Source organism: Nocardioides sp. (assembly GCF_036274455.1).
In the GTDB taxonomy this organism is placed as follows: domain Bacteria; phylum Actinomycetota; class Actinomycetes; order Propionibacteriales; family Nocardioidaceae; genus Nocardioides.
On record NZ_DASUFR010000096.1, the window covers coordinates 1 to 18,350 of the forward strand.

An 18,350-nucleotide genomic window follows, 5' to 3' on the forward strand; every position below is an offset into this window, starting at 1 on the left:
AGGTTCGACAGGCTCGATCAGCGGTGCGGGTCATGGTGGCTGAGGTGCAAGGCGCCCCAGCGCCGAGCCTTCACGGTGGCTGAGGTGCGAGGCGCCCCAGCGCCGAGCCTCGAAGCCAGGTGACCCGGGGCTGGGACTCACCGGTGTGTCCGGGGGCTGGGGAGGTCTCGACAGGCTCGACCAGCGGTGCGGTCACGGTGGCTGAGGTGCGAGGCGCCCCAGCGCCGAGCCTCGAAGCCTGGTGAGCCGGCGCTGGGACCTGCGCGGGTGCGTTCCCTGCGGAGGTCTCGACAGGCTCGACCGGCGGCGGGCCAGCAGGTGCCTTCCCTGCGAACGCCTTCGCACCTCAGCCACCGTGGGGCACGAACACCGATCCCGGGTTGAGGATGCCCTGCGGGTCCAGGGCGTCCTTGATCCGCTGGTTGAGGGCGAGGGCGTCGGGGCCGAGGTAGTCGGCGAGCCAAGGCCGCTTGAGCCGGCCCACGCCATGCTCGCCGGTGATCGTGCCCCCCAAGGAGATCGCGAGGTCCATCACCTCGCCGTAGGCGATGCGGGCCCGCTCGGCGAGCTCGGTGTCACTGGGGTCGAAGACGATCAGCGGGTGGGTGTTGCCGTCGCCGGCGTGGGCGATGACGGCGATGGTCACCTTGCGGTCTGCCGAGATCCTGGCAATGCCGTCGACGAGGGCGCCGAGCTGCGGCAGCGGCACGCCGACGTCCTCGAGCAGGAGCGTGCCGGTGCGCTCGACCGCGGGGATCGCGTTGCGGCGCGCGACCACGAACGCCTCCCCCTCCTCGGGGTCGTCGGTCGAGAACACCTCGGTCGCATGGTTCTCCTCGCACAGGGAGGCGATCAGCTCGCACTCGGCGGTGGCGTGGCCGGCGGGCTCGTCGGACTGGATGACCAGCATCGCGGCGGCCGAGCGGTCGAGCCCCATCTTCGTCAGGTCCTCGACCGCGTTGATCGTCGGCTGGTCCATGAACTCCAGCATCGACGGGCGCATCCGGCGGGTGATGGCGAGCACCGTGTTGGTCGCGTCGTCGAGCGTGGGGAAGGTCGCGACCAGCGTGGCCGGCGGGCGCTGCTTCGGGACCAGCCGCAGCACGATCTCGGTGATGATCCCCAGCGTCCCCTCCGAGCCGACGAACAACTTGGTCAGCGACAGCCCGGCGACGTCCTTGATCCTCGGACCGCCCAGCCGGACCGCGGTGCCGTCGGCGAGCACGACGGTCAGCCCGAGGACGTAGTCGGTGGTGACGCCGTACTTCACGCAGCACAGCCCGCCGGCGTTGGTGGCGATGTTGCCGCCGATCGAGCAGATCTCGTACGACGACGGGTCGGGCGGGTACCAGAGGTCGTGCTCGGCCGCCGCCGCCTTGACCTGGGCGTTCATCAGCCCGGGCTGCACCACGGCCGTGCGGGTGACCGGGTCGATGTCGATGGCGGTCATCCGCTCGGTGGACACGACCAGGCAGCCGTCGACCGCGGACGCGCCGCCGGAGAGCCCGCTGCCCGCTCCGCGAGGCACCACCGGGATGCCGTGCGCGGCCGCGAACCGCACCGCCGCCTGGACGTCCTCGGTCGACCCGGCCCGCACCACCGCGAGCGGCGTACCTGCATGCGGGTCGTTGGCCCGGTCCCGGCGGTACTTGTCCATCCGCTCCGCGTCGGTCACGACCACGTCGTCCCCGAGCTCGTCCAGCAGGGCCCCGAGGTCGACCTGTGCGTCCACAGTCATGTAGGCAAGACTGGCTCGCTAACGTCAGGACGCCAAGAAAGGGACACGACGTGGCTGACCGGGTGACCGTCGGAGGGCTCCAGATCGCGGAGGTGCTGCACGCGTTCGTCCGCGACGAGGCGCTGCCGGGCTCAGGGATCGACGAGGACAAGTTCTGGAGCGGCGTCGAGCAGATCTGCGCCGACTTCACGCCACGCAACCGCGAGCTGCTGGCCCGCCGCGAGGAGCTGCAGAAGCAGCTCGACGAGTGGCACACCGCGCACCCGGGGCCGGTCCGCGACCAGGAGGCCTACCTCCAACTGCTCCGCGACCTCGGCTACCTGGTCGAGGAGCCGGCCGACTTCGAGATCGAGACCAGCGACGTGGATGACGAGGTCGCGGTGCAGGCCGGACCGCAGCTCGTCGTACCCGTCCTCAACGCACGGTTCGCGGCCAACGCCGCCAACGCCCGGTGGGGTTCGCTCTACGACGCGCTCTACGGCACCGACGCGCTGCCGGAGGACGACGGCCACGAGCGTGGCTCGTCCTACAACCCCAAGCGCGGCGCAGCGGTCATCGCCACCGCGCGGGCCTTCCTCGACGACCACTTCCCGCTCGAGAGCGGCAGCCACGCCGATGCCACGGGCTACTCCACCGAGGGCGGCGCGCTGACGGTGCGGCTCGGCGAGGGGTCGAGCGGGCTCGCCGACCCGGCCCAGTACGTCGGGCATCGTGTCGGCCCGGGGGGCGACCCGGACGCGCCGGAGGGGGTGCTGCTGGTCCACAACGGGCTGCACGTCGAGATCCAGGTCGACCGGTCCCACCCGATCGGCAAGGACGACCCGGCCGGCGTGAAGGACCTGCTCATCGAGGCCGCGGTCACGACGATCATGGACCTCGAGGACTCCATCGCCGCGGTCGACCCGGAGGACAAGGTGGCGGCCTACCGCAACTGGCTGCTGCTCAACCGGGGCACGCTCTCGGCGGAGGTGACCAAGGGCGGGACCACGTTCACCCGCGAGCTGGAGCCGGACCGGCAGTACGACGGCCCCGCCGGTCAGGTGATCCTGCCCGGCCGCGCCCTGCTCTTCGTGCGCCAGGTCGGCCACCTGATGACCACCGACGCGGTCCTCGACTCCTCCGGGGCGGAGGTGCCCGAGGGGATCCTCGACGCGGTGATGTCCGCCCTGTGCAGCCTGGTCGACATCCAGGGTCGCGGCCAGCTGGCCAACTCCCGGACCGGCTCGATGTACGCCGTGAAGCCGAAGATGCACGGCCCCGACGAGGTGCGGTTCACCGACGACCTGTTCGCGGCCGTCGAGGACCTGTTCGGCCTGCGGCGGGGGACGATCAAGCTCGGCATCATGGACGAGGAGCGGCGTACCTCCGCCAACCTCAAGGCCTGCATCCACGCCGCCCGCGGCCGGGTGGCCTTCATCAACACCGGCTTCCTCGACCGCACCGGCGACGAGCTGCACACCTCGATGCTGGGCGGACCGATGATCCGCAAGGGCGAGATGAAGTCGACGCCGTGGATCAAGGCCTACGAGGACCGATCCGTCGACATCGGGCTGGCGTGCGGCTTCCGGGGCAAGGCCCAGATCGGCAAGGGCATGTGGGCGATGCCCGACGAGATGGCGGCGATGCTGAAGGAGAAGGTCGGCCACCCCCAGGCCGGCGCCTCGTGCGCGTGGGTGCCCTCCCCCACAGCCGCGACCCTGCACGCGCTGCACTACCACCAGGTCGACGTGGCGGCCCGGCAGCAGGAGCTGCTGGCGGCTCAGGAGAAGAGCGGGTGGCGTTCGACGATCGAGCAGCTGCTCACCGTCCCGCTGGCCGACCCGGCCCAACCATCGGGCCGGTGGAGCGAGGAGGACAAGACCGCCGAGATCGAGAACAACCTGCAGGGGATCCTCGGCTACGTGAAGCGCTGGGTCGACGACGGCATCGGCTGCTCCAAGGTGCCCGACATCCACGGCACCGCGCTGATGGAGGACCGCGCCACCTGCCGGATCTCCTCCCAGCACGTCGCCAACTGGCTGCGCCACGGCGTGGTGAGCGCTGACGAGGTCGAGGCGGCGTTCCGGCGGATGGCCGACGTCGTGGACCGGCAGCAGGGCTCCGACCCCGGCTACCGGCCGATGGGTCCGTCGTACGACGGCGAGGCGTTCCGCGCCGCCCACGACCTGGTCTTCGAGGGGCTCGGCCAGCCCTCGGGCTACACCGAGCCGATCCTGCACCGGCACCGGCGAGCGGTGAAGGCGGCACAGAGGGGTGAGGCATGACCCTCTCGCTGTCCCAGGCGCGGGCGATCATCCAGGGCACCCTCGCCGCTGGGAGCAACCTCTCGCTGCAACCGCTCACCGTCGTGGTCCTCGACGCCGGCGGCCACCTCATCGCCGCCGAGCGCGAGGACGGCGCGTCCAACAAGCGCTTCGAGGTCGCCTACGGCAAGGCGCACGGCGCGATGTCGCTCGGGATGGGCTCGCGGAAGCTGTACGAGCGTGCCCAGGAGCAGCCCTTCTTCGCGGCCGCCCTGGGCAGCGTCATCGGACCGCTGGTGCCGGTCCCGGGCGGTGTCCTCGTCAAGGCCGCCGACGGCACCGTGCTCGGCGCGGTCGGCGTGTCCGGCGACACCTCCGAGCACGACGAGGAGGCCGCGCTGGCCGGCATCGACTCGGCCGGGCTGGTGGCCCAGGCGGACTGATGCGCGTGGCGGTGGTCGAGGAGGGCGCTCTGCGCCCGTCTCGAAACCTCGTAACCCGGGGCTGAGGCGCACCAAGTCCCAGCGCGGGCTTCAGCGGTTTCGAGACGCTTGCTGCGCAGGCTCCTCAACCAGCGATGGTGCCACCGCGCCGGAAGCAGCCGACCAGGTGCGGGTCGAAGATCCCGATCGCCTCCATCAGCGCGAACATCGTGGTGGGCCCGACGAAGGCGAAGCCGCGCTTCTTCAGCGCCTTGGACAGCGCCACCGACTCCTTCGACGTCGTCTGCATCTCCTCGGTGGTCCGCGGCGCCGGAGGGTCGCCGGGGGCGAAGGAGAGCACGAGCGCCTCCAGACCCCCGTCGACGTCCGGGGCGTCGCGCAGGGCCACGGTGGCCCGGGCGTTGACGACGGCGGCCGAGATCTTGGCCCGGTTGCGGACGATCCGGGCGTCCTGCATCAGCCGGGCCTCGTCGGCCTCGTCGAAGGCCGCGACCCGGTCGGCGTCGAAGCCGTGGAAGACCTCGCGGAACGCCTCACGCTTGTTGAGGATCGTCGACCACGACAGGCCCGACTGGAACGCCTCGAGCGTCAGCCGTTCGAGGTACGCCGACTCGCCGTGGACCCGGTTGCCCCACTCGGTGTCGTGGTAGTCGCGCATCACCCCCGGCCCGGCGCCCCACGGGCAGCGCGCGACGCCGTCCTCGCCGACCGTCGGTCCCATGGGGCCATCCTTGCGGACCCTTCCGACACCAGGCGGGCCGCATGTGACTGAGGGCCGGGGTCAGTGACGCTCCCGCAGCCGGGCGTTGGGCAGGGCCGGTGCGGGAATGGGCGCCAGCTCGTTGCCGACCGGTACGCCGAACCGCCCGTCGGCGTACCCACCGCCGGCGAGCTGGGCCATCCACTCCTCGCGGAACGCGACCACCTCCTCGTGGCTGCGGCCGACGAAGTTCCACCACATCACGATGGCCTCGCCGAACGGCGGGCCGCCCAGCAGCAGCAGCCGCGCATCGGCAACCGCCTCGAGGGTGAGCCGTTGCGAGCCGGGCGGCAGGTAGGCGAGCTCGTGCTGCTTGGCCTCGACGTCGCCGATGGAGACCACGCCGGTGTCGACCAGGACGCCGTGCTCGAAGCCCGGGTCGACGTCGAGGTGCAGCTCGGTCCCGGCGCCGAGCAGCAGCTCGGCGCCGAGCAGCGGCGTGGCGGTGGACACCGGGGACGCGGTGCCGAGCAGGGAGCCGAGGAAGACCCGCGCCTCCCAGCCGTCACCCGTGACCGGCGACGGGGCGAAGTGCTCGAACCCGGGCGCGGCGTCGCGCGCCGAGGAGGGCAGGGCCACCCAGAGCTGGGCGCCGTGCAGCGTCGTGGTCGACGGCGTGGAGACCTCGGAGTGGCTGATGCCGTGGCCGGCGGTCATCAGGTTCAGCTCGCCCGGCCTGACCATGGCGTGGTGGCCGGCCGAGTCGCGGTGCTCGATCTCGCCGGTGAACAGCCACGACACCGTCTGCAGCCCGGTGTGCGGGTGCGGCGGCACGCTCATCCCGCCGGTGGCCTGCACCTCGTCGGGGCCGTAGTGGTCGAGGAAGCACCACGCGCCGATGAGGGAGCGCGCGCGCTGCGGGAGGGTACGCCGCACGCTCATGGCCCGCGGGCCACCCAGCGGCACCTCCCGGGGCGTCATCACCTCGATCCCCCCGCGGGCTGCTTCGCAGACGACCTCCGGTGGTTTGTCCTCGAGGTTGCTCACGGACCCCAGTCTGACGCGCGTTCCCCCGTCGTACGAGCCCTGCGACGCGCCCGGGCGAATGGCACGGCTGGGTCCTGTCCCCAGCACCTCGAAAGGACTATCTTCGCCCCGATCGCACCCGTCCGGCGCCATGTCGCGGGGCGGCGTCGCACCCAACAGAATGGAGCACCTGCATGAGCAGCACCGAGCCTCCGGCCGGTTCAACTCCCCCTCCCGGAGAGCCGGCGCCTCCGCCGCCCCCCGCACCTGACACGAGTGCGGCCCCGCCACCGCCCACCAACCCGGGCACCTACCCGCCCCCGCCCGCCGCGCCGCCGCCGCCGGCCGGGGCAGCCGCCCCGGCACCCGGCGCTCCGGCGGCCCAGTACGGCCCCGGCTTCCCCGGCAACCTGCTCGACCGGTTCCTCGCCCGGCTGATCGACGGCATCATCCTCGCCGTCGTCTTCGGGATCATCAGCGCGATCTTCAGCTCGATCATCTACTCCGGCACGCACTCGCTCGGCGAGATCTTCCTCTTCTACCTCATCACCGGCGTGATCGAGACCGCCCTCGCCCTGGGCTACTTCGGCTACATGGAGTCCAGCCGCGGGCAGACGATCGGCAAGATGGCGATGAAGCTGCAGACCTTCGGGCCGGACCACCAGAGCCACCCCACGATGGAGCAGGCGATCCGCCGCAACATCTACTACGCGTTCCCGCTGATCGCGATCATCCCCGTGGTCGGCTGGTTCCTCTACCCGCTCGCCGCCCTCGCCGCGCTGATCCTCATCCTGGTCGGCATCAACAGCGACCCGCAGCGCCAGCACTGGTTCGACAAGTTCGCCGGTGGCACCCAGGTCCTGAAGGTCGGCTGACGCTCACCGATCGACCCGGCACGACGCTGACCCGCCCGCACACAACGGGCGGGTCAGCGTCATTTCTCAGCTGTTTGAGAACACCGCCGCGTCGCCACCGGCGTCCGGGCCGCGGCCGGCCCAGGTCCAGGCGTACGCCGGGTCCTCGACCGCCAGCCCACCCTCGCCGAGGTCGAGCGGGGCGAAGGTGTCGACCATGACCGCGGACTCCTCGAAGTAGTCGACACCGAGCGAGGCCTCGATCGCCGACGGCTGGGGGCCGTGCGCATATCCGCCGGGGTGCAGCGAGATCGAGCCGAGGCCGATGCCCGACCCCTTGCGGGCCTCGTAGTCACCGCCGACGTAGAACATCACCTCGTCACTGTCGACGTTGGAGTGGTAGTAGGGAACCGGGATCGCCAGCTCGTGGTAGTCGACCTTGCGCGGCAGGAAGTTGCAGACCACGAAGTTGTGGCCCTCGAAGACCTGGTGCACCGGCGGCGGCTGGTGCACCTTGCCGGTGATCGGCATGTAGTCGTCGATGTTGAAGGTATAGGGATAGAGACACCCGTCCCAGCCGACCACGTCGAAGGGGTGGGTCGCGTAGGTCATCCGGGTGCCGACGATCCCGGCGCTGGTCCGGTGCTTGACCAGGACCTCGACGTCCTCGCCGTCCCGGACGAAGGTCTCGGTCGGGCCGTGCAGGTCGCGCTCGCAGTACGGCGCGTGCTCGAGGAACTGCCCGAAGCGGGACAGGTAGCGCTTGGGTGGCGCGATGTGGCTGTTGGCCTCGATCGCGTAGAGCTGGCTGGGCTCGCTGGGGACCCACCGGTGCGTCGTGGCGCGCGGGATCACGACGTAGTCGCCGGTCCGGTAGCTCAGCACACCGAGCACCGTCTCGACGGTCCCCGACCCGGCCTCGACGTAGACGCACTCGTCGCCGATCGCGTTGCGGTAGTAGGGCGACGGGTCGACGCCGGTGACGACGTAGCCGATGCGGACGTCGTTGTTGCCGAGCACCAGGCGCCGGCCGGTGACCGCGTCCTTGTCCGTGGCCAGGTCGTGGAGCTTGAGGTGGCGGGGCTTGAGCGGGTGGTTGGGCGTCCGGGTCTGGTCGGGCAGCTCCCACACCTCGCTGGCGACGATCGCCGAGGGCACGCCGCGGTGGTAGAGCAGCGAGGAGTCCGAGGAGAACCCCTCCTCGCCCATCAGCTCCTCGCGGTAGAGGTGACCGTCGGGGTCGCGGTGCTGGGTGTGTCGCTTCGACGGGACCTCACCCACTGCTCGGTAGTGCGCCATGGCCCCTAAGTTAGTCGGGTGCCACTCGACGATGCCTGGGCCCGTCTGGTCGACGACGCGGCGATCTTCCCGCCCGGCGACGCGCCGCTGCACGAGGCCACGGCGGCCTACGGCGCCCGCACCGACGAGGAGGGCCGCGAGCTGGTCGGCACCTTCGTCCTGAAGGACCAGGACCTCCCGCTGGTCCGCGGCTTCGGCGGCCCGCTGTCGGTGGTGGTGACCGGCGGAGCGGGGCAGCTGGCCGGCCCGGCGGCGCTCTGCCAGCGGCTCGGGCTCGACCTCGCCGGGCTCGAGATCGCCCTGCGCGACCCCGACGACCTGGCCGGCAACGTCCGGCGCGTGGTGGCGGCGCTCGGTGAGGTCGAGGCGGACGTCCCGGTGTACGTCGAGCTCCCGCACGTGGGCAACACGTCCTCGTGGCTCGCGGCCGCCGACGAGGTGGCCGCGGCCGAGCTGCGGCTGAAGTTCCGGACCGGTGGGCTGGAGGCCGCCGCGTTCCCGGCCGCGCACGCCGTGGCCCGCTGGATCGATGCGGCGCTCGACCGCGAGACGGCGTTCAAGTGCACGGCGGGACTGCACAACGCGGTGCGCCACACCGATCCGGAGACCGGCTTCGAGCACCACGGGTTCGTCAACGTGCTGGTGGCGACGCGGAGGCTGTTCGACGGCGCCCCGGTCGACGAGGCGGTGTCCGTCCTCGAGGAGCGCGACGGAGCCGCTGTGGTCGAGGCGGCCCGGGAGCTCGACCTCGCCGGCGCCCGCCGGTGGTTCACGTCGTTCGGCTCCTGCTCGGTGGCCGAGCCCTGGGCCGACCTGCGCGAGCTGGGGCTGGTCCCGTGAACGCAACCGCCGCCCATCGAGCTTGTCGAGATGACCGCAGGATCGGCTCCCAGCCCACGCTGCGGGGGTCTCGACAGGCTCGACCAGCGGTGGTCGGCCGAGGTGCCCTCGCATGAGTGACGGATTCGGGCTCGACCACCTGCCGTACGGCGTCTTCTCGGTCGCCGGAGGGCCGCGCCGGGTCGGGGTGCGGTACGGCGACGGCATCCTCGATCTGTACGCCGCGACCGGGCGGCCGGAGTTCGACCAACCGTCGCTGAACGCGTTCCTGGCGCTCGGCCCGGAGGTCTGGCGGCAGACCCGCGACCAGGTGCGGGGGCTGGTCGAGGACGCCGGGCTCGTCGCGATCGAGGACGCGGTGCTGCACCTGCCCGTCGAGGTGGCCGACTACGTCGACTTCTACGCCTCGCTCGACCACGCCTCCAACGTGGGCAGGATCTTCCGGCCCGACTCCGAGCCGCTCACCCCCAACTGGCGGCACCTGCCGATCGGCTACCACGGCCGGGCCGGGACCGTCGTGGTGTCGGGTACGCCGGTCACCCGCCCGTCGGGGCAGCGGAAGGCCCCGGGCGACGACGCGCCGACGTACGGCCCGAGCCGGCGACTCGACATCGAGGCCGAGCTCGGCTTCGTCGTGGGCGCCCCTTCCGAGCTGGGCGCGGCGGTGCCGTTCAGCGGGCTGGCCGACCACGTGTTCGGGGTGACCGGGCTCAACGACTGGTCGGCGCGCGACATCCAGGCGTGGGAGTACGTCCCGCTCGGGCCGTTCCTCGGGAAGTCGTTCGCGACGTCGATCTCACCGTGGGTGACCGCGCTGGCCGCCCTCGACGCCGCGTGGGTCGACCTGCCGGAGCAGGACCCGGAGCCGCTCCCCTACCTGGGACCGGGCGCCACCCGCGGCCTCGACATCGACGTCGAGATCGAGCTCAACGGCGAGGTGGTCAGCCGGCCGCCGTACCGCACGATGTATTGGTCGCCCGCCCAGATGCTCGCCCACATGACGGTCAACGGCGCTTCGCTGCGCACCGGGGACCTGTTCGCGTCGGGCACGATCAGCGGCCCGGAGCCGGACCAGCGGGGCTCCTTCCTCGAGCTGTCCTGGAGTGGCAAGGAGCCGTTCACCACCTCCGACGGGACCAGCCACAGCTTCCTGGAGGACGGTGACGAGGTCGTGCTCCGCTACTCCGCCCCCGGCATCGACGGCGGCCGGATCACCCTCGGCGAGGTGGCAGGGCGGATCGAGCCGGCGCGGACCTGACACCGATCCGGCCCGGCGCTCCCTACCCTCTCCGCATGGGCCTGCTGACTCCCGTCGCCGTCCGGATGGGGGCGATCCCGTGGCTGCCGCGGTTCCTGCCGCAGATCGTCCGGCTCGACAAGACGCTCCACCGGGTCAGCCGCGGGCGACTCACCCTGCTCGACCTCGCCGGCCTGCCGAACCTCTACCTGACGGTCCCGGGCCGGAGGTCCGGGATCGAGCGGACCACTCCCCTGCTGTGCGTGCCCGACGGCGACACGATCCTCATCGCCGGCTCCTACTTCGGCGGCCCCAGGATGCCGGAGTGGGTGGGCAACCTCCGCGCCGCCGACGGCGCCGTGACGATCGAGTACGGCCGGGCGAGGATCCCGGTCACGGCGACCGAGCTGACCGGCGAGGAGCGGGCGGACGCCTGGCGGACGATGCTCGCGACCTGGCCCAACTATGCGAAGTACGAGGAGCGCACCGACCGGACCATCCCGGTGTTCCGGCTCCAGCCCGGTGACCACTAGCGTCTCCGCGTGCAGTACGGCCAGTACCCCCCTCCCGGGATCACGATCGCCCACCTGAGCGATGTCCACCTGCTCGCCCGCGGTGTGAAGCAGTACGGCGTGGTCGAGCCGGAGGACGGGCTGCGGATGGCCCTCGAACGGCTGCGTCGGCTGGACCCGGTCCCGCAGGCGCTGGTGTTCACCGGCGACCTCGCGGACCGGTCCGAGCCGGAGGCGTACGCGCGACTGCGCGAGCTCGTGGAGCCGTTCGCCGCCGGCATCGGGGCGCAGGTCGTGTGGGTCATGGGCAACCACGACGCGCGGGCGCCGTACGCGAAGGGGTTGTTCGACTCCGACGACGACGGTCCGCAGGACCGCGTCCACGACGTCTCCGGACTGCGGATCGTGGCCCTGGACACCAGCGTGCCGGACTACCACCACGGCGAGCTGACCGACGATCAGCTCGACTGGCTCCGTGACGTGCTGAGCAGCCCGGCCGAGCACGGCACCGTCCTGGCCATGCACCACCCGCCGATCCCGGTGCCGACGCTCGAGCCGGCGGCGATCATCGAGCTGCTCGACCAGGACCGGCTGGCCGAGGTCGTCCGGGGCACCGACGTGCGGCAGATCCTCGGCGGGCACTTCCACTACTCCTCGCACAGCACCTTCGCCGGCATCCCGGTGAGCGTGGCCTCGGCCAGCTGCTACACGACCGACCCGGCGCCGCTCGACCGGCTGATCTCTGGCGTGGCCGGCCAGCAGGCGTTCAACACCGTGCACGTCTACGACGACCGGATCGTGCACACGGTGATCCCGATCTTCGAGGCCCCCGAGATCACCGGCCAGCCCGAGGAGATGCGGGCGGTGCTCGATGCGCTCTCACCCGAGGAGCGGCGAGAGATCATCAGCCGCAAGGACTCCGACTTCAACAACCGGTTCGAATCCCACGAGAACCCGCTCACCGAGCTCTGACCCGACGGCCGTGGCAGGCTGGCGCCGTGCCCCTCGTCGTACGCCCCGTCGCGGAGCCCGACCGGGACCACTGGGCCGAGCTCTACCGCGGGTACGCCGCGTTCTACGACGTCCCGGCACCCGACCTCGACCACCTCTGGCGACGGATCACCGAGCTCGGTGAGGTCGAGTGCCTCGTGGCCGAGCTGGACGGTGACGTGGTCGGGCTGGCCCACGTCCGCGCCTTCGCCCGGCCGCTCGAGGGCGACTGGGCCGGCTTCCTCGACGACCTGTTCGTCGACCCGGGACGCCGCGGCAGCGGGGCAGGCGAGGCTCTGCTCGAGCACCTGCGCGCGCTCGCCCGCGAGCGCGGCTGGGGCGTGGTCAGCTGGATCACCGGCGCGGACAACGCCGTGGCCCGGCGGCTCTACGACCGGGTGGCCGAGGCGCAGTTGTGGGTCACCTATGACATGGATCCGGGCGACTCGGACAAGCCGGCGACCCGACCAGTCCAGGATTGACCGATTGAAGACTTGTTCAAGTATGGTGTCCCCCGGGAACTTGCGGGGAGCAACGCACATGGACAGGTTCATCACGGTCGCAGGACTGGCCATCAGCGCCGTCTGGCTGGTTGTGCTCGCGGTCCTCACCGCGCTGCAGCGGTTCTGAGCGGTCGCCGGCGCGCGGGTCAGTCGCCCTGGTCGCCGGTCGCGGGAGTCCGGCTCGGGGTCGCGAGCAGGCTCAGGGACACCGCGGCGACCAGGAGGCCGAAGTCGCGCAGCGCGACGTCGTAGTAGTCGCCCAGCGTGAGCAGGTCGACGATGATGCCCGCCAGCCACGCGGCCACGAGCAGGCCACCGAACCTCGGCGTGACGGCGACGACGAGGCCGGCGACGATCTCGATCACGCCGACGATGTACATCGCCTGGTCGGCGTTCCCGGGGACGATGTGGTCGATCCACGGCGCGAGGTACTGCGACCAGTCGGTCATCACGTTGAAGAACTTGTCGAGGCCGAAGGCGATCGGCGCGATCGTGAACACCGTGCGCAGCAGCTTGAACGCTCGCTGCGCGTTGGCCTCGGACCCGAGCTGGTGACCCAGGACGGGTCGCGCATGGGGAGTGGAGATGGCCATGATGGGACTCCTTTCTAAAAAAACAGATACTGTTATTTAGAACTGAACCACCTCTTGTGTCAAGACTCTTCTGTTTTAGACTCTCGCCATGGAGCTGGGTCAGCGCGCCGCCGGGATCGGCGCGCTCGCGGACGACACCCGGCGCGCGCTCTACGGCTACGTCGCGACCCAGCCCGCGCCGGTCGGCCGCGAGCAGGCGGCCACCGCCCTCGAGCTCGCCCTGCACACCGCGAGCTTCCACCTCGACCGGCTGGTCGCCGAGGGCCTGCTCGAGGTGGAGTACCGCCGCCTCACCGGGCGGACCGGCCCGGGCGCCGGCCGGCCGAGCAAGCTCTACCGGCGCGCAGCCCGCGAGTTCACGGTCTCGCTGCCACCCCGGCGCTACGACCTGGTCGGCGACATCCTGGCCACGGCGGTCGACCGGGCCGCCACCGGCATCCCGCTGGAGGAGGCGCTCGCGACGACGGCGCACGACGAGGGCAGCAGCCTCGGTCGCGCGTCCGGCACCACCGGCACGCTGGATGCGCTGGCCGCCGTCCTGGCGGACCAGGGCTACGAGCCGACGCTCTCCGAGGACACCCTCGAGCTGGCCAACTGCCCCTTCGACTCGCTCGCCCGCAAGCACACCGAGCTGGTGTGCAGCCTGAACCGGTCCTACGTGCAAGGGGTCGCTGACGGGCTCGGTTGCACCGGGGTGGCGGCCCGGCTCGAGCCCGAGCCCGGCCACTGCTGCGTCAAGGCCCGGGTCGAGAGCTGACGAGCGAGAGCTGGCTCCGGCAGTCGTGGAAATCGCCCGGCGAGGTATGACGAGCCCAGGTCCGGCACACCAACTGGACATGACCATGCACGAGGTGTCGCGGCTGTCGCGTCACTGCGGCAGCGGGCCGCCGCTGGACGTGGCGGCCTGGCGACGGTGCCGGCTGCTGGAGGCCGGCTTCCCCGCGGGTCTTGCCGACTCGGTCGCGGCCGACCGCGGCTTCGACCTGCACCTCCTGCTCGAGCTCGTCGACCGCGGCTGCCCCCCGGAGCTCGCGGTCCGGATCCTGTCACCGCTGCCACGTGCCGAGGCGCCGTGACCACAGCGCCGAGGACCACCCCCGCGGGCGTCGTGCCACCCGGACCCACCGACTCCTGGGTGACGGACCTCTCTGTCGACAGCCCGGTCCGGCAGGCCGCGCTGCAGCAGCTGCACGTGCTCCTGCTGCGGGCGAGCCGGCACCAGGTGAGGCGGATGCGCCACCTGCTGCCCGGCATCGGTGCCCGCGACCTGGACGACCTGGCCCACCAGGCAGCCGACGAGGCGCTGGTGGCCGTGCTGCGCCGGCTGGGCTCGTTCGAGGGACGCAGCCGGTTCACGACCTGGGCCTACAAGTTCGCCATCCTGCAGGCCAGCGTCGAGGTACGCCGGCAGGCCTGGCGCAACCGCGAGGTGACGCTGCCCGACACCGTCGTCCTCGTCGACCCGGACGCCTCCCCCGCCGAGCTGACCGAGGCCGCCCACCTCGCCGCTGCGGTCCAGGAGGCGATGACGACGGCCCTGACGCCGCACCAGCGCCGGGTCGCCCTCGCCCTGCTCGTCGAGGCGGTCCCGATCGACGTGCTGGCCGACCGGCTCGGCACCAACCGCAACGCCCTCTACAAGACGTTGCACGACGCCCGGTCGCGACTGCGCGCCGCGCTCGTCGCCTCCGGGCACCTCGATCCCAGCGAAGACCGGCGCCACGACCGGAGCAGCTCATGACCATCCGCACACCCGACGCCGTCGTGGCCAGCCTCACCGCCGACACCAGCCCCTACCTGTCCTGCGATGAGTGCTTCGAGCGGGTCGACCAGTACGTCGACGCCCTGCTCCTCGACCCGCAGCACGCCGATCCGGCGATGCACGCCCACCTGCGCGGCTGCGCGGCGTGCCGGGAGGAGGCCGAAGCGCTGCTCGAGCTCGTCGCCGCGGACGCAGTGAGGTAGGAGCGGCGAGGTAAGGGCTCGGCACCCCGGCGACACCAACCAGGGGTAGAGACCCTCGACCTCGGGAGACCCCATGGCCCACGCACGTCTCGTCCAGCTCGCGATCGCCGTACCCGCCGCGATCGGGGCCGCCCTCGCGGCGGGTGCGCCGGCACTCGCGTACGGCGGTGACACCACCCCGCCCACCGCGCCCTTCCTCGCCTACGCCCAGGGCTACTACTGCGGCGTCCTCATCGTCGGCATGAACCGGGCCACCGACAACGTCACCCCGCAGTCGCAGCTGACGTACGAGGTCTTCATCGACGGCGCGCCGTTCGGCCCCGCGGTGGACCAGGGCAGCGAGTCCGGCGTGTGGGCGTGGTTCCAGCCGTCCACGGGAGGACCCACCCTGACGCCCGGTCAGCACACGGCCACCGTCAAGGCCCGGGACGCGGCGGGCAACTGGTCAGCACCCAGCCGGAGCTGGCCGGTGACCGGCTACCGCTGCTGATCCACGCCAGCTGAACTGGCCGCTGCGGACGCAGCGGCGCGGTTCGGTTGCGCGGCGTGCGCGGCGACCTCGTCGCTGAGCCAGGCCGCGTCGTCGCCGACGAACCCGAGCAGGGCCGAGCCGCGGCTGTGCTGCCAGGGCAGACCGATGAACCACAGCCCCGGCACCCGGGTGCGGCCACGGACGTGGTGCACCTCGGCGCCGTCCCAGACCCCGGGTACGTCGAGCCACGGATAGGCCGGCCGGTAGCCGGTGGCCCAGACGACGGCAGCCACGTCGTCGATCCGCGACCCGTCGGCGAAGGTCGCAGATCGCCCGGCGGCGCCCGTCAGCCGTGGGTGGACGGCGATCCCGGCGGCCTCGACGTCCGACCACGTCGTGCCGATGACCAGGTCCCCGCCGCGCTTGCGGAACCACGCGGCGATCGGGGAGGTGGCCGGCCGGGTGATCAGCCCGGTCCTGGTCAGCCACCAGAACAGGTCGCGCCCGAGTGGCCGCTGGGGGACGGCCTTCTGGCGCGTGCCGACCGCGAGGTGGACCTCGCGGCTGCGGCTGAGCTCGAGCGCGATCTGGAGACCGGAGTTGCCCGCGCCGACGACCAGCGTGCGGCCGGGCGGGAGCTGGTCGGGGTTCCGGTACGCCGAGCTGTGCACCTGGCTGACCGGGGCCGCGAAGCCGGCGTCCACCGCGGGGACCCGGGGCTGCTGGAACGGGCCGGTCGCGACCACCACCTGCCGAGCGAGCAGGGTGCCTCGGCTGGTGTCGACCCGGAAGAGCCCATCCGGCTCGCCGGCGACCTCCTCCACGTGCTCGACGCGGGTGCCGAGCGCGACCGACAGGTCGAACCGGGTCGCGTACGCCGCGAGATAGTCGGCGACCTGGTCCTTGCCCGGGTAGGTGCCGGCCGCCGCGGGGAACGGCATGCCGGGGAGCGCGTCGTACTCGGCGGGAGTGAACAGGCGCAGTGAGTCCCAGCGGCTCCGCCAGGTGTGGCCGAGCTCGGGCCCGGCGTCCACCAGTAGGAAGCGCAGCCCGCGCCGTGCCAGGTGGTGACCGACGGCCAGGCCGGCCTGGCCGGCGCCGATCACCAGCACGTCGATGGGCTCGCGGGAGTCGAGGCGCGAGTCGAAGGCGGTGGGTTCCGGGATGTGCATGGGAGTCGCTCCTGGGTCGTCCGGACAGTTCGGCGCCGACGCTAGGGACCGGCACGCCCCCTCCGCGCCGGTGAAACCGCCGGGTTCCGGGCCTGCTCTCCCAGCGGGCTCCGACCCGCGAGATCCCGGCCGTTCCACCGGCGCGACCGCGTCCCCGCGGGCACGAGGCTCGAGTCAGCCGGTCACCTCCGGCGTCGAACCCGACTCGAGGAGCCCACGATGTCCCACCACACCGCAACGAGCGAGCACCCCAGCACCGATCACCACCCACCGACAGCCGGCTCCGCCGGCCATGACGTGCCGGCCGGCGACTCCGCGCGCCAGCCGTGGACCGTCCTGGCGCTGATGCTGATGGCCCAGCTGATGGTCATCCTCGACATCTCGGTGGTCAACGTGGCCCTCCCGTCGATCGGCGAGGCGCTGTCGTTCTCCAGCGGCGACTACCAGTGGGTGGTCAGCGCCTACGTCCTGCTCTCCGGCGGGCTGCTGATGCTCGGCGGCCGGCTCGCCGACCTCTTCGGGCGCCGCCGGATGTTCCTGACCGGGCTCGGGCTGTTCACGGCCGCGTCCCTGACCTCCGGTCTCGCGTCGTCCGCCGCCACCCTGATCGTGGCGCGAGGCGCGCAGGGGGCGGGCGCGGCGATGCTGACCCCCGCGGCCCTGTCGATCATCGTCACCACCTACGCGGGCCGGCAGCGCGCGACGGCGTTGGCCATCTGGGGCACCGTCGGCAGCATGGGCATCGCCGCCGGTGTCCTCCTGGGCGGGCTGCTGACGTCGTCCGTCGGCTGGCGGGGCATCTTCTTCATCAACGTCCCGATCGGCATCGTCGCCGCCGCCGCGACCCTGCGCTCGGTGGCCGGCAGCCGTCGGGCCGGGGAGCTGCGGGGCCTCGACGTCCCCGGGGCGGCCGCCCTCGTCACCGGGCTGCTCGCGCTGGTCTACGCGATCGAGAACGCCGGCACCCACGGGTGGGCCTCGGGCCGCGCGCTGGTCGGCTTCGCCGCCTCGGCGGCGCTGCTCTGCGCGTTTGCGCTCGTCGAGCGGCGGGTCCCGGCGCCGCTGGTCCCGCCGGCGACGTGGCGGATCCGCTCCCTGGTCTCGGCGTCGACCGTGATGGCCGCGATCACTGGAGCCATCGTCGGGGCGATCTTCTTCAGCTCCCTGTTCCTCCAGCAGGTGATCGGCTCGTCCGCCGTCGTCACCGGCCTGCAGCTCCTCCCGCTCGCTGCCGCCATCACGTTCGGCGCGGCCGCGGCGTCGAAGGTCATCGGCCACGTCGGCCCCAAGCCGCTGATGGTGGCCGGACTCCTGGTGGTGGCCGCCGGCGCGGCGTACCTCGCTGCGATGGATGCCGACCCGGGCTACTGGACCGACGTCCTCCCCGGCTTCCTGGTCATCGGGATCGGCACCGGGCCGATGTTCGTGGCCGTCTCGATCGCCGCGATGGGTGGCATCGGGCACGAGCAGTCAGGGCTCGCGTCCGGGGTGATGATGACCGGGCATGAGGTGGGCGCCGCCCTCGGCGTGGCCAGCCTGAGCGCGGTCGCCGGCGAGCTGACCACCCGGGCCGGCCTGCTCGACGCCTTCCCCCGCGTCTTCACCGCCGTTGCCGTGGCCATGGTGGTGCTCTCAGCGTTCACCGCGCTGGCGGTGCCGCACGTCAAGGCCACCGGCCACGGGCCCGGCCATGGGCATGGCCACGGCCACTGACGGACCGAGCCCGGCCGCGGTCCGGACCGGGAGGCTGACCCCTCCCGGAC

The 18,350-nt window shown here is 72.1% G+C and carries 20 protein-coding genes; 14 read left to right on the plus strand and 6 right to left on the minus strand.

Annotated elements, in window-relative coordinates; translation table 11 throughout:
- Window positions 1-346: 346 nt before the first annotated feature.
- Window positions 347-1,738, minus strand: a complete 1,392-nt coding sequence (locus VFV89_RS09330; protein WP_329705655.1) for an FAD-binding oxidoreductase — start codon at window positions 1,736-1,738, stop codon at window positions 347-349.
- A gap of 50 nt (window positions 1,739-1,788) precedes the next feature.
- On the opposite strand from VFV89_RS09330, the gene VFV89_RS09335 reads away from it, so the two are divergent.
- Both VFV89_RS09335 and VFV89_RS09340 read left to right on the plus strand, forming a co-directional pair.
- On the plus strand, window positions 1,789-4,002 hold the full coding sequence (locus VFV89_RS09335; RefSeq protein WP_329705656.1) for a malate synthase G: 2,214 nt from the start codon (window positions 1,789-1,791) through the stop codon (window positions 4,000-4,002).
- Window positions 3,999-4,424 carry a GlcG/HbpS family heme-binding protein gene (locus tag VFV89_RS09340; RefSeq protein ID WP_329705657.1) on the plus strand — a complete coding sequence of 142 codons (426 nt, stop codon included), beginning with the start codon at window positions 3,999-4,001 and terminating at the stop codon, window positions 4,422-4,424. Before VFV89_RS09335 ends, VFV89_RS09340 begins: the two co-directional genes overlap by 4 nt.
- A 124-nt stretch (window positions 4,425-4,548) precedes the next feature.
- Here VFV89_RS09340 and VFV89_RS09345 read toward each other — a convergent pair whose 3' ends face one another.
- Entirely contained in the window at window positions 4,549-5,145 is a 597-nt protein-coding gene (locus VFV89_RS09345; RefSeq protein WP_329705658.1) for a DNA-3-methyladenine glycosylase I, read from the minus strand.
- Window positions 5,146-5,205: 60 nt separating this feature from the next.
- The gene (locus VFV89_RS09350; protein ID WP_329705659.1) at window positions 5,206-6,171 is read right to left on the minus strand and encodes a pirin family protein; all 966 of its coding nucleotides are present in this window, start codon (window positions 6,169-6,171) and stop codon (window positions 5,206-5,208) included.
- Between the two features lie 173 nt (window positions 6,172-6,344).
- On the opposite strand from VFV89_RS09350, the gene VFV89_RS09355 reads away from it, so the two are divergent.
- Window positions 6,345-7,025, plus strand: a complete 681-nt coding sequence (locus VFV89_RS09355; protein WP_329705660.1) for an RDD family protein — start codon at window positions 6,345-6,347, stop codon at window positions 7,023-7,025.
- A gap of 66 nt (window positions 7,026-7,091) precedes the next feature.
- On the opposite strand, the gene VFV89_RS09360 is transcribed toward VFV89_RS09355, so the two are convergent.
- Entirely contained in the window at window positions 7,092-8,303 is a 1,212-nt protein-coding gene (locus VFV89_RS09360) for a homogentisate 1,2-dioxygenase (protein ID WP_329705661.1), read from the minus strand.
- Window positions 8,304-8,321: 18 nt separating this feature from the next.
- On the opposite strand from VFV89_RS09360, the gene VFV89_RS09365 reads away from it, so the two are divergent.
- From VFV89_RS09365 to VFV89_RS09385, 5 genes are all read left to right on the plus strand, one after another.
- Window positions 8,322-9,143, plus strand: a complete 822-nt coding sequence (locus VFV89_RS09365) for a hypothetical protein (RefSeq protein ID WP_329705662.1) — start codon at window positions 8,322-8,324, stop codon at window positions 9,141-9,143.
- A 112-nt stretch (window positions 9,144-9,255) separates the two neighbouring features.
- The gene (fahA, locus tag VFV89_RS09370; RefSeq protein WP_329705663.1) at window positions 9,256-10,401 is read left to right on the plus strand and encodes a fumarylacetoacetase; all 1,146 of its coding nucleotides are present in this window, start codon (window positions 9,256-9,258) and stop codon (window positions 10,399-10,401) included.
- 35 nt (window positions 10,402-10,436) lie between these two features.
- Window positions 10,437-10,913 carry a nitroreductase family deazaflavin-dependent oxidoreductase gene (locus VFV89_RS09375; RefSeq protein WP_329705664.1) on the plus strand — a complete coding sequence of 159 codons (477 nt, stop codon included), beginning with the start codon at window positions 10,437-10,439 and terminating at the stop codon, window positions 10,911-10,913.
- A 9-nt stretch (window positions 10,914-10,922) separates the two neighbouring features.
- Window positions 10,923-11,864: a phosphodiesterase gene (locus VFV89_RS09380; RefSeq protein ID WP_329705665.1), complete on the plus strand. Its 942-nt coding sequence runs from the start codon at window positions 10,923-10,925 to the stop codon at window positions 11,862-11,864.
- A gap of 26 nt (window positions 11,865-11,890) precedes the next feature.
- Window positions 11,891-12,364: a GNAT family N-acetyltransferase gene (locus VFV89_RS09385; protein WP_329705666.1), complete on the plus strand. Its 474-nt coding sequence runs from the start codon at window positions 11,891-11,893 to the stop codon at window positions 12,362-12,364.
- A 167-nt stretch (window positions 12,365-12,531) separates the two neighbouring features.
- Here the strand turns inward: VFV89_RS09385 and VFV89_RS09390 are convergent, their stop codons facing one another.
- Window positions 12,532-12,978 carry a hypothetical protein gene (locus VFV89_RS09390; RefSeq protein WP_329705667.1) on the minus strand — a complete coding sequence of 149 codons (447 nt, stop codon included), beginning with the start codon at window positions 12,976-12,978 and terminating at the stop codon, window positions 12,532-12,534.
- 88 nt (window positions 12,979-13,066) lie between these two features.
- On the opposite strand from VFV89_RS09390, the gene VFV89_RS09395 reads away from it, so the two are divergent.
- From VFV89_RS09395 to VFV89_RS09415, 5 genes are all read left to right on the plus strand, one after another.
- A complete protein-coding gene (locus VFV89_RS09395; protein ID WP_329705668.1) occupies window positions 13,067-13,735 on the plus strand; it encodes a helix-turn-helix transcriptional regulator in 669 nt (222 codons plus the stop codon).
- A gap of 79 nt (window positions 13,736-13,814) precedes the next feature.
- On the plus strand, window positions 13,815-14,054 hold the full coding sequence (locus VFV89_RS09400) for a hypothetical protein (RefSeq protein ID WP_329705669.1): 240 nt from the start codon (window positions 13,815-13,817) through the stop codon (window positions 14,052-14,054).
- Window positions 14,055-14,113: 59 nt separating this feature from the next.
- Window positions 14,114-14,719 carry a sigma-70 family RNA polymerase sigma factor gene (locus VFV89_RS09405; RefSeq protein WP_329705670.1) on the plus strand — a complete coding sequence of 202 codons (606 nt, stop codon included), beginning with the start codon at window positions 14,114-14,116 and terminating at the stop codon, window positions 14,717-14,719.
- Window positions 14,716-14,943, plus strand: a complete 228-nt coding sequence (locus tag VFV89_RS09410; RefSeq protein WP_329705671.1) for a hypothetical protein — start codon at window positions 14,716-14,718, stop codon at window positions 14,941-14,943. Before VFV89_RS09405 ends, VFV89_RS09410 begins: the two co-directional genes overlap by 4 nt.
- A 73-nt stretch (window positions 14,944-15,016) precedes the next feature.
- Entirely contained in the window at window positions 15,017-15,433 is a 417-nt protein-coding gene (locus VFV89_RS09415) for a hypothetical protein (RefSeq protein WP_329705672.1), read from the plus strand.
- Here the strand turns inward: VFV89_RS09415 and VFV89_RS09420 are convergent.
- Complete coding sequence (locus VFV89_RS09420; RefSeq protein ID WP_329705673.1) at window positions 15,421-16,587, minus strand: NAD(P)/FAD-dependent oxidoreductase; 1,167 nt, start codon at window positions 16,585-16,587, stop codon at window positions 15,421-15,423. The two genes, VFV89_RS09415 and VFV89_RS09420, sit on opposite strands and share 13 nt — an antisense overlap.
- A 219-nt stretch (window positions 16,588-16,806) precedes the next feature.
- Here VFV89_RS09420 and VFV89_RS09425 point away from each other — a divergent pair, with 219 nt between their 5' ends.
- Complete coding sequence (locus VFV89_RS09425; RefSeq protein WP_329705674.1) at window positions 16,807-18,300, plus strand: MFS transporter; 1,494 nt, start codon at window positions 16,807-16,809, stop codon at window positions 18,298-18,300.
- Window positions 18,301-18,350: the final 50 nt, after the last annotated feature.

Bases quoted from the DNA above. Each gene is read 5' to 3' on its own strand.
- VFV89_RS09410 (WP_329705671.1), top strand. From the start codon at position 14,716: ATGACCATCCGCACACCCGACGCCGTCGTGGCCAGCCTCACCGCCGAC.
- VFV89_RS09355 (WP_329705660.1), top strand. From the start codon at position 6,345: ATGAGCAGCACCGAGCCTCCGGCCGGTTCAACTCCCCCTCCCGGAGAG.
- VFV89_RS09360 (WP_329705661.1), bottom strand. From the start codon at position 8,303: ATGGCGCACTACCGAGCAGTGGGTGAGGTCCCGTCGAAGCGACACACC.
- VFV89_RS09395 (WP_329705668.1), top strand. From the start codon at position 13,067: ATGGAGCTGGGTCAGCGCGCCGCCGGGATCGGCGCGCTCGCGGACGAC.
- VFV89_RS09420 (WP_329705673.1), bottom strand. From the start codon at position 16,587: ATGCACATCCCGGAACCCACCGCCTTCGACTCGCGCCTCGACTCCCGC.
- fahA (WP_329705663.1), top strand. From the start codon at position 9,256: ATGAGTGACGGATTCGGGCTCGACCACCTGCCGTACGGCGTCTTCTCG.
- VFV89_RS09340 (WP_329705657.1), top strand. From the start codon at position 3,999: ATGACCCTCTCGCTGTCCCAGGCGCGGGCGATCATCCAGGGCACCCTC.
- VFV89_RS09345 (WP_329705658.1), bottom strand. From the start codon at position 5,145: ATGGGACCGACGGTCGGCGAGGACGGCGTCGCGCGCTGCCCGTGGGGC.
- VFV89_RS09330 (WP_329705655.1), bottom strand. From the start codon at position 1,738: ATGACTGTGGACGCACAGGTCGACCTCGGGGCCCTGCTGGACGAGCTC.
- VFV89_RS09425 (WP_329705674.1), top strand. From the start codon at position 16,807: ATGTCCCACCACACCGCAACGAGCGAGCACCCCAGCACCGATCACCAC.
- VFV89_RS09375 (WP_329705664.1), top strand. From the start codon at position 10,437: ATGGGCCTGCTGACTCCCGTCGCCGTCCGGATGGGGGCGATCCCGTGG.
- VFV89_RS09415 (WP_329705672.1), top strand. From the start codon at position 15,017: ATGGCCCACGCACGTCTCGTCCAGCTCGCGATCGCCGTACCCGCCGCG.
- VFV89_RS09400 (WP_329705669.1), top strand. From the start codon at position 13,815: ATGACCATGCACGAGGTGTCGCGGCTGTCGCGTCACTGCGGCAGCGGG.
- VFV89_RS09390 (WP_329705667.1), bottom strand. From the start codon at position 12,978: ATGGCCATCTCCACTCCCCATGCGCGACCCGTCCTGGGTCACCAGCTC.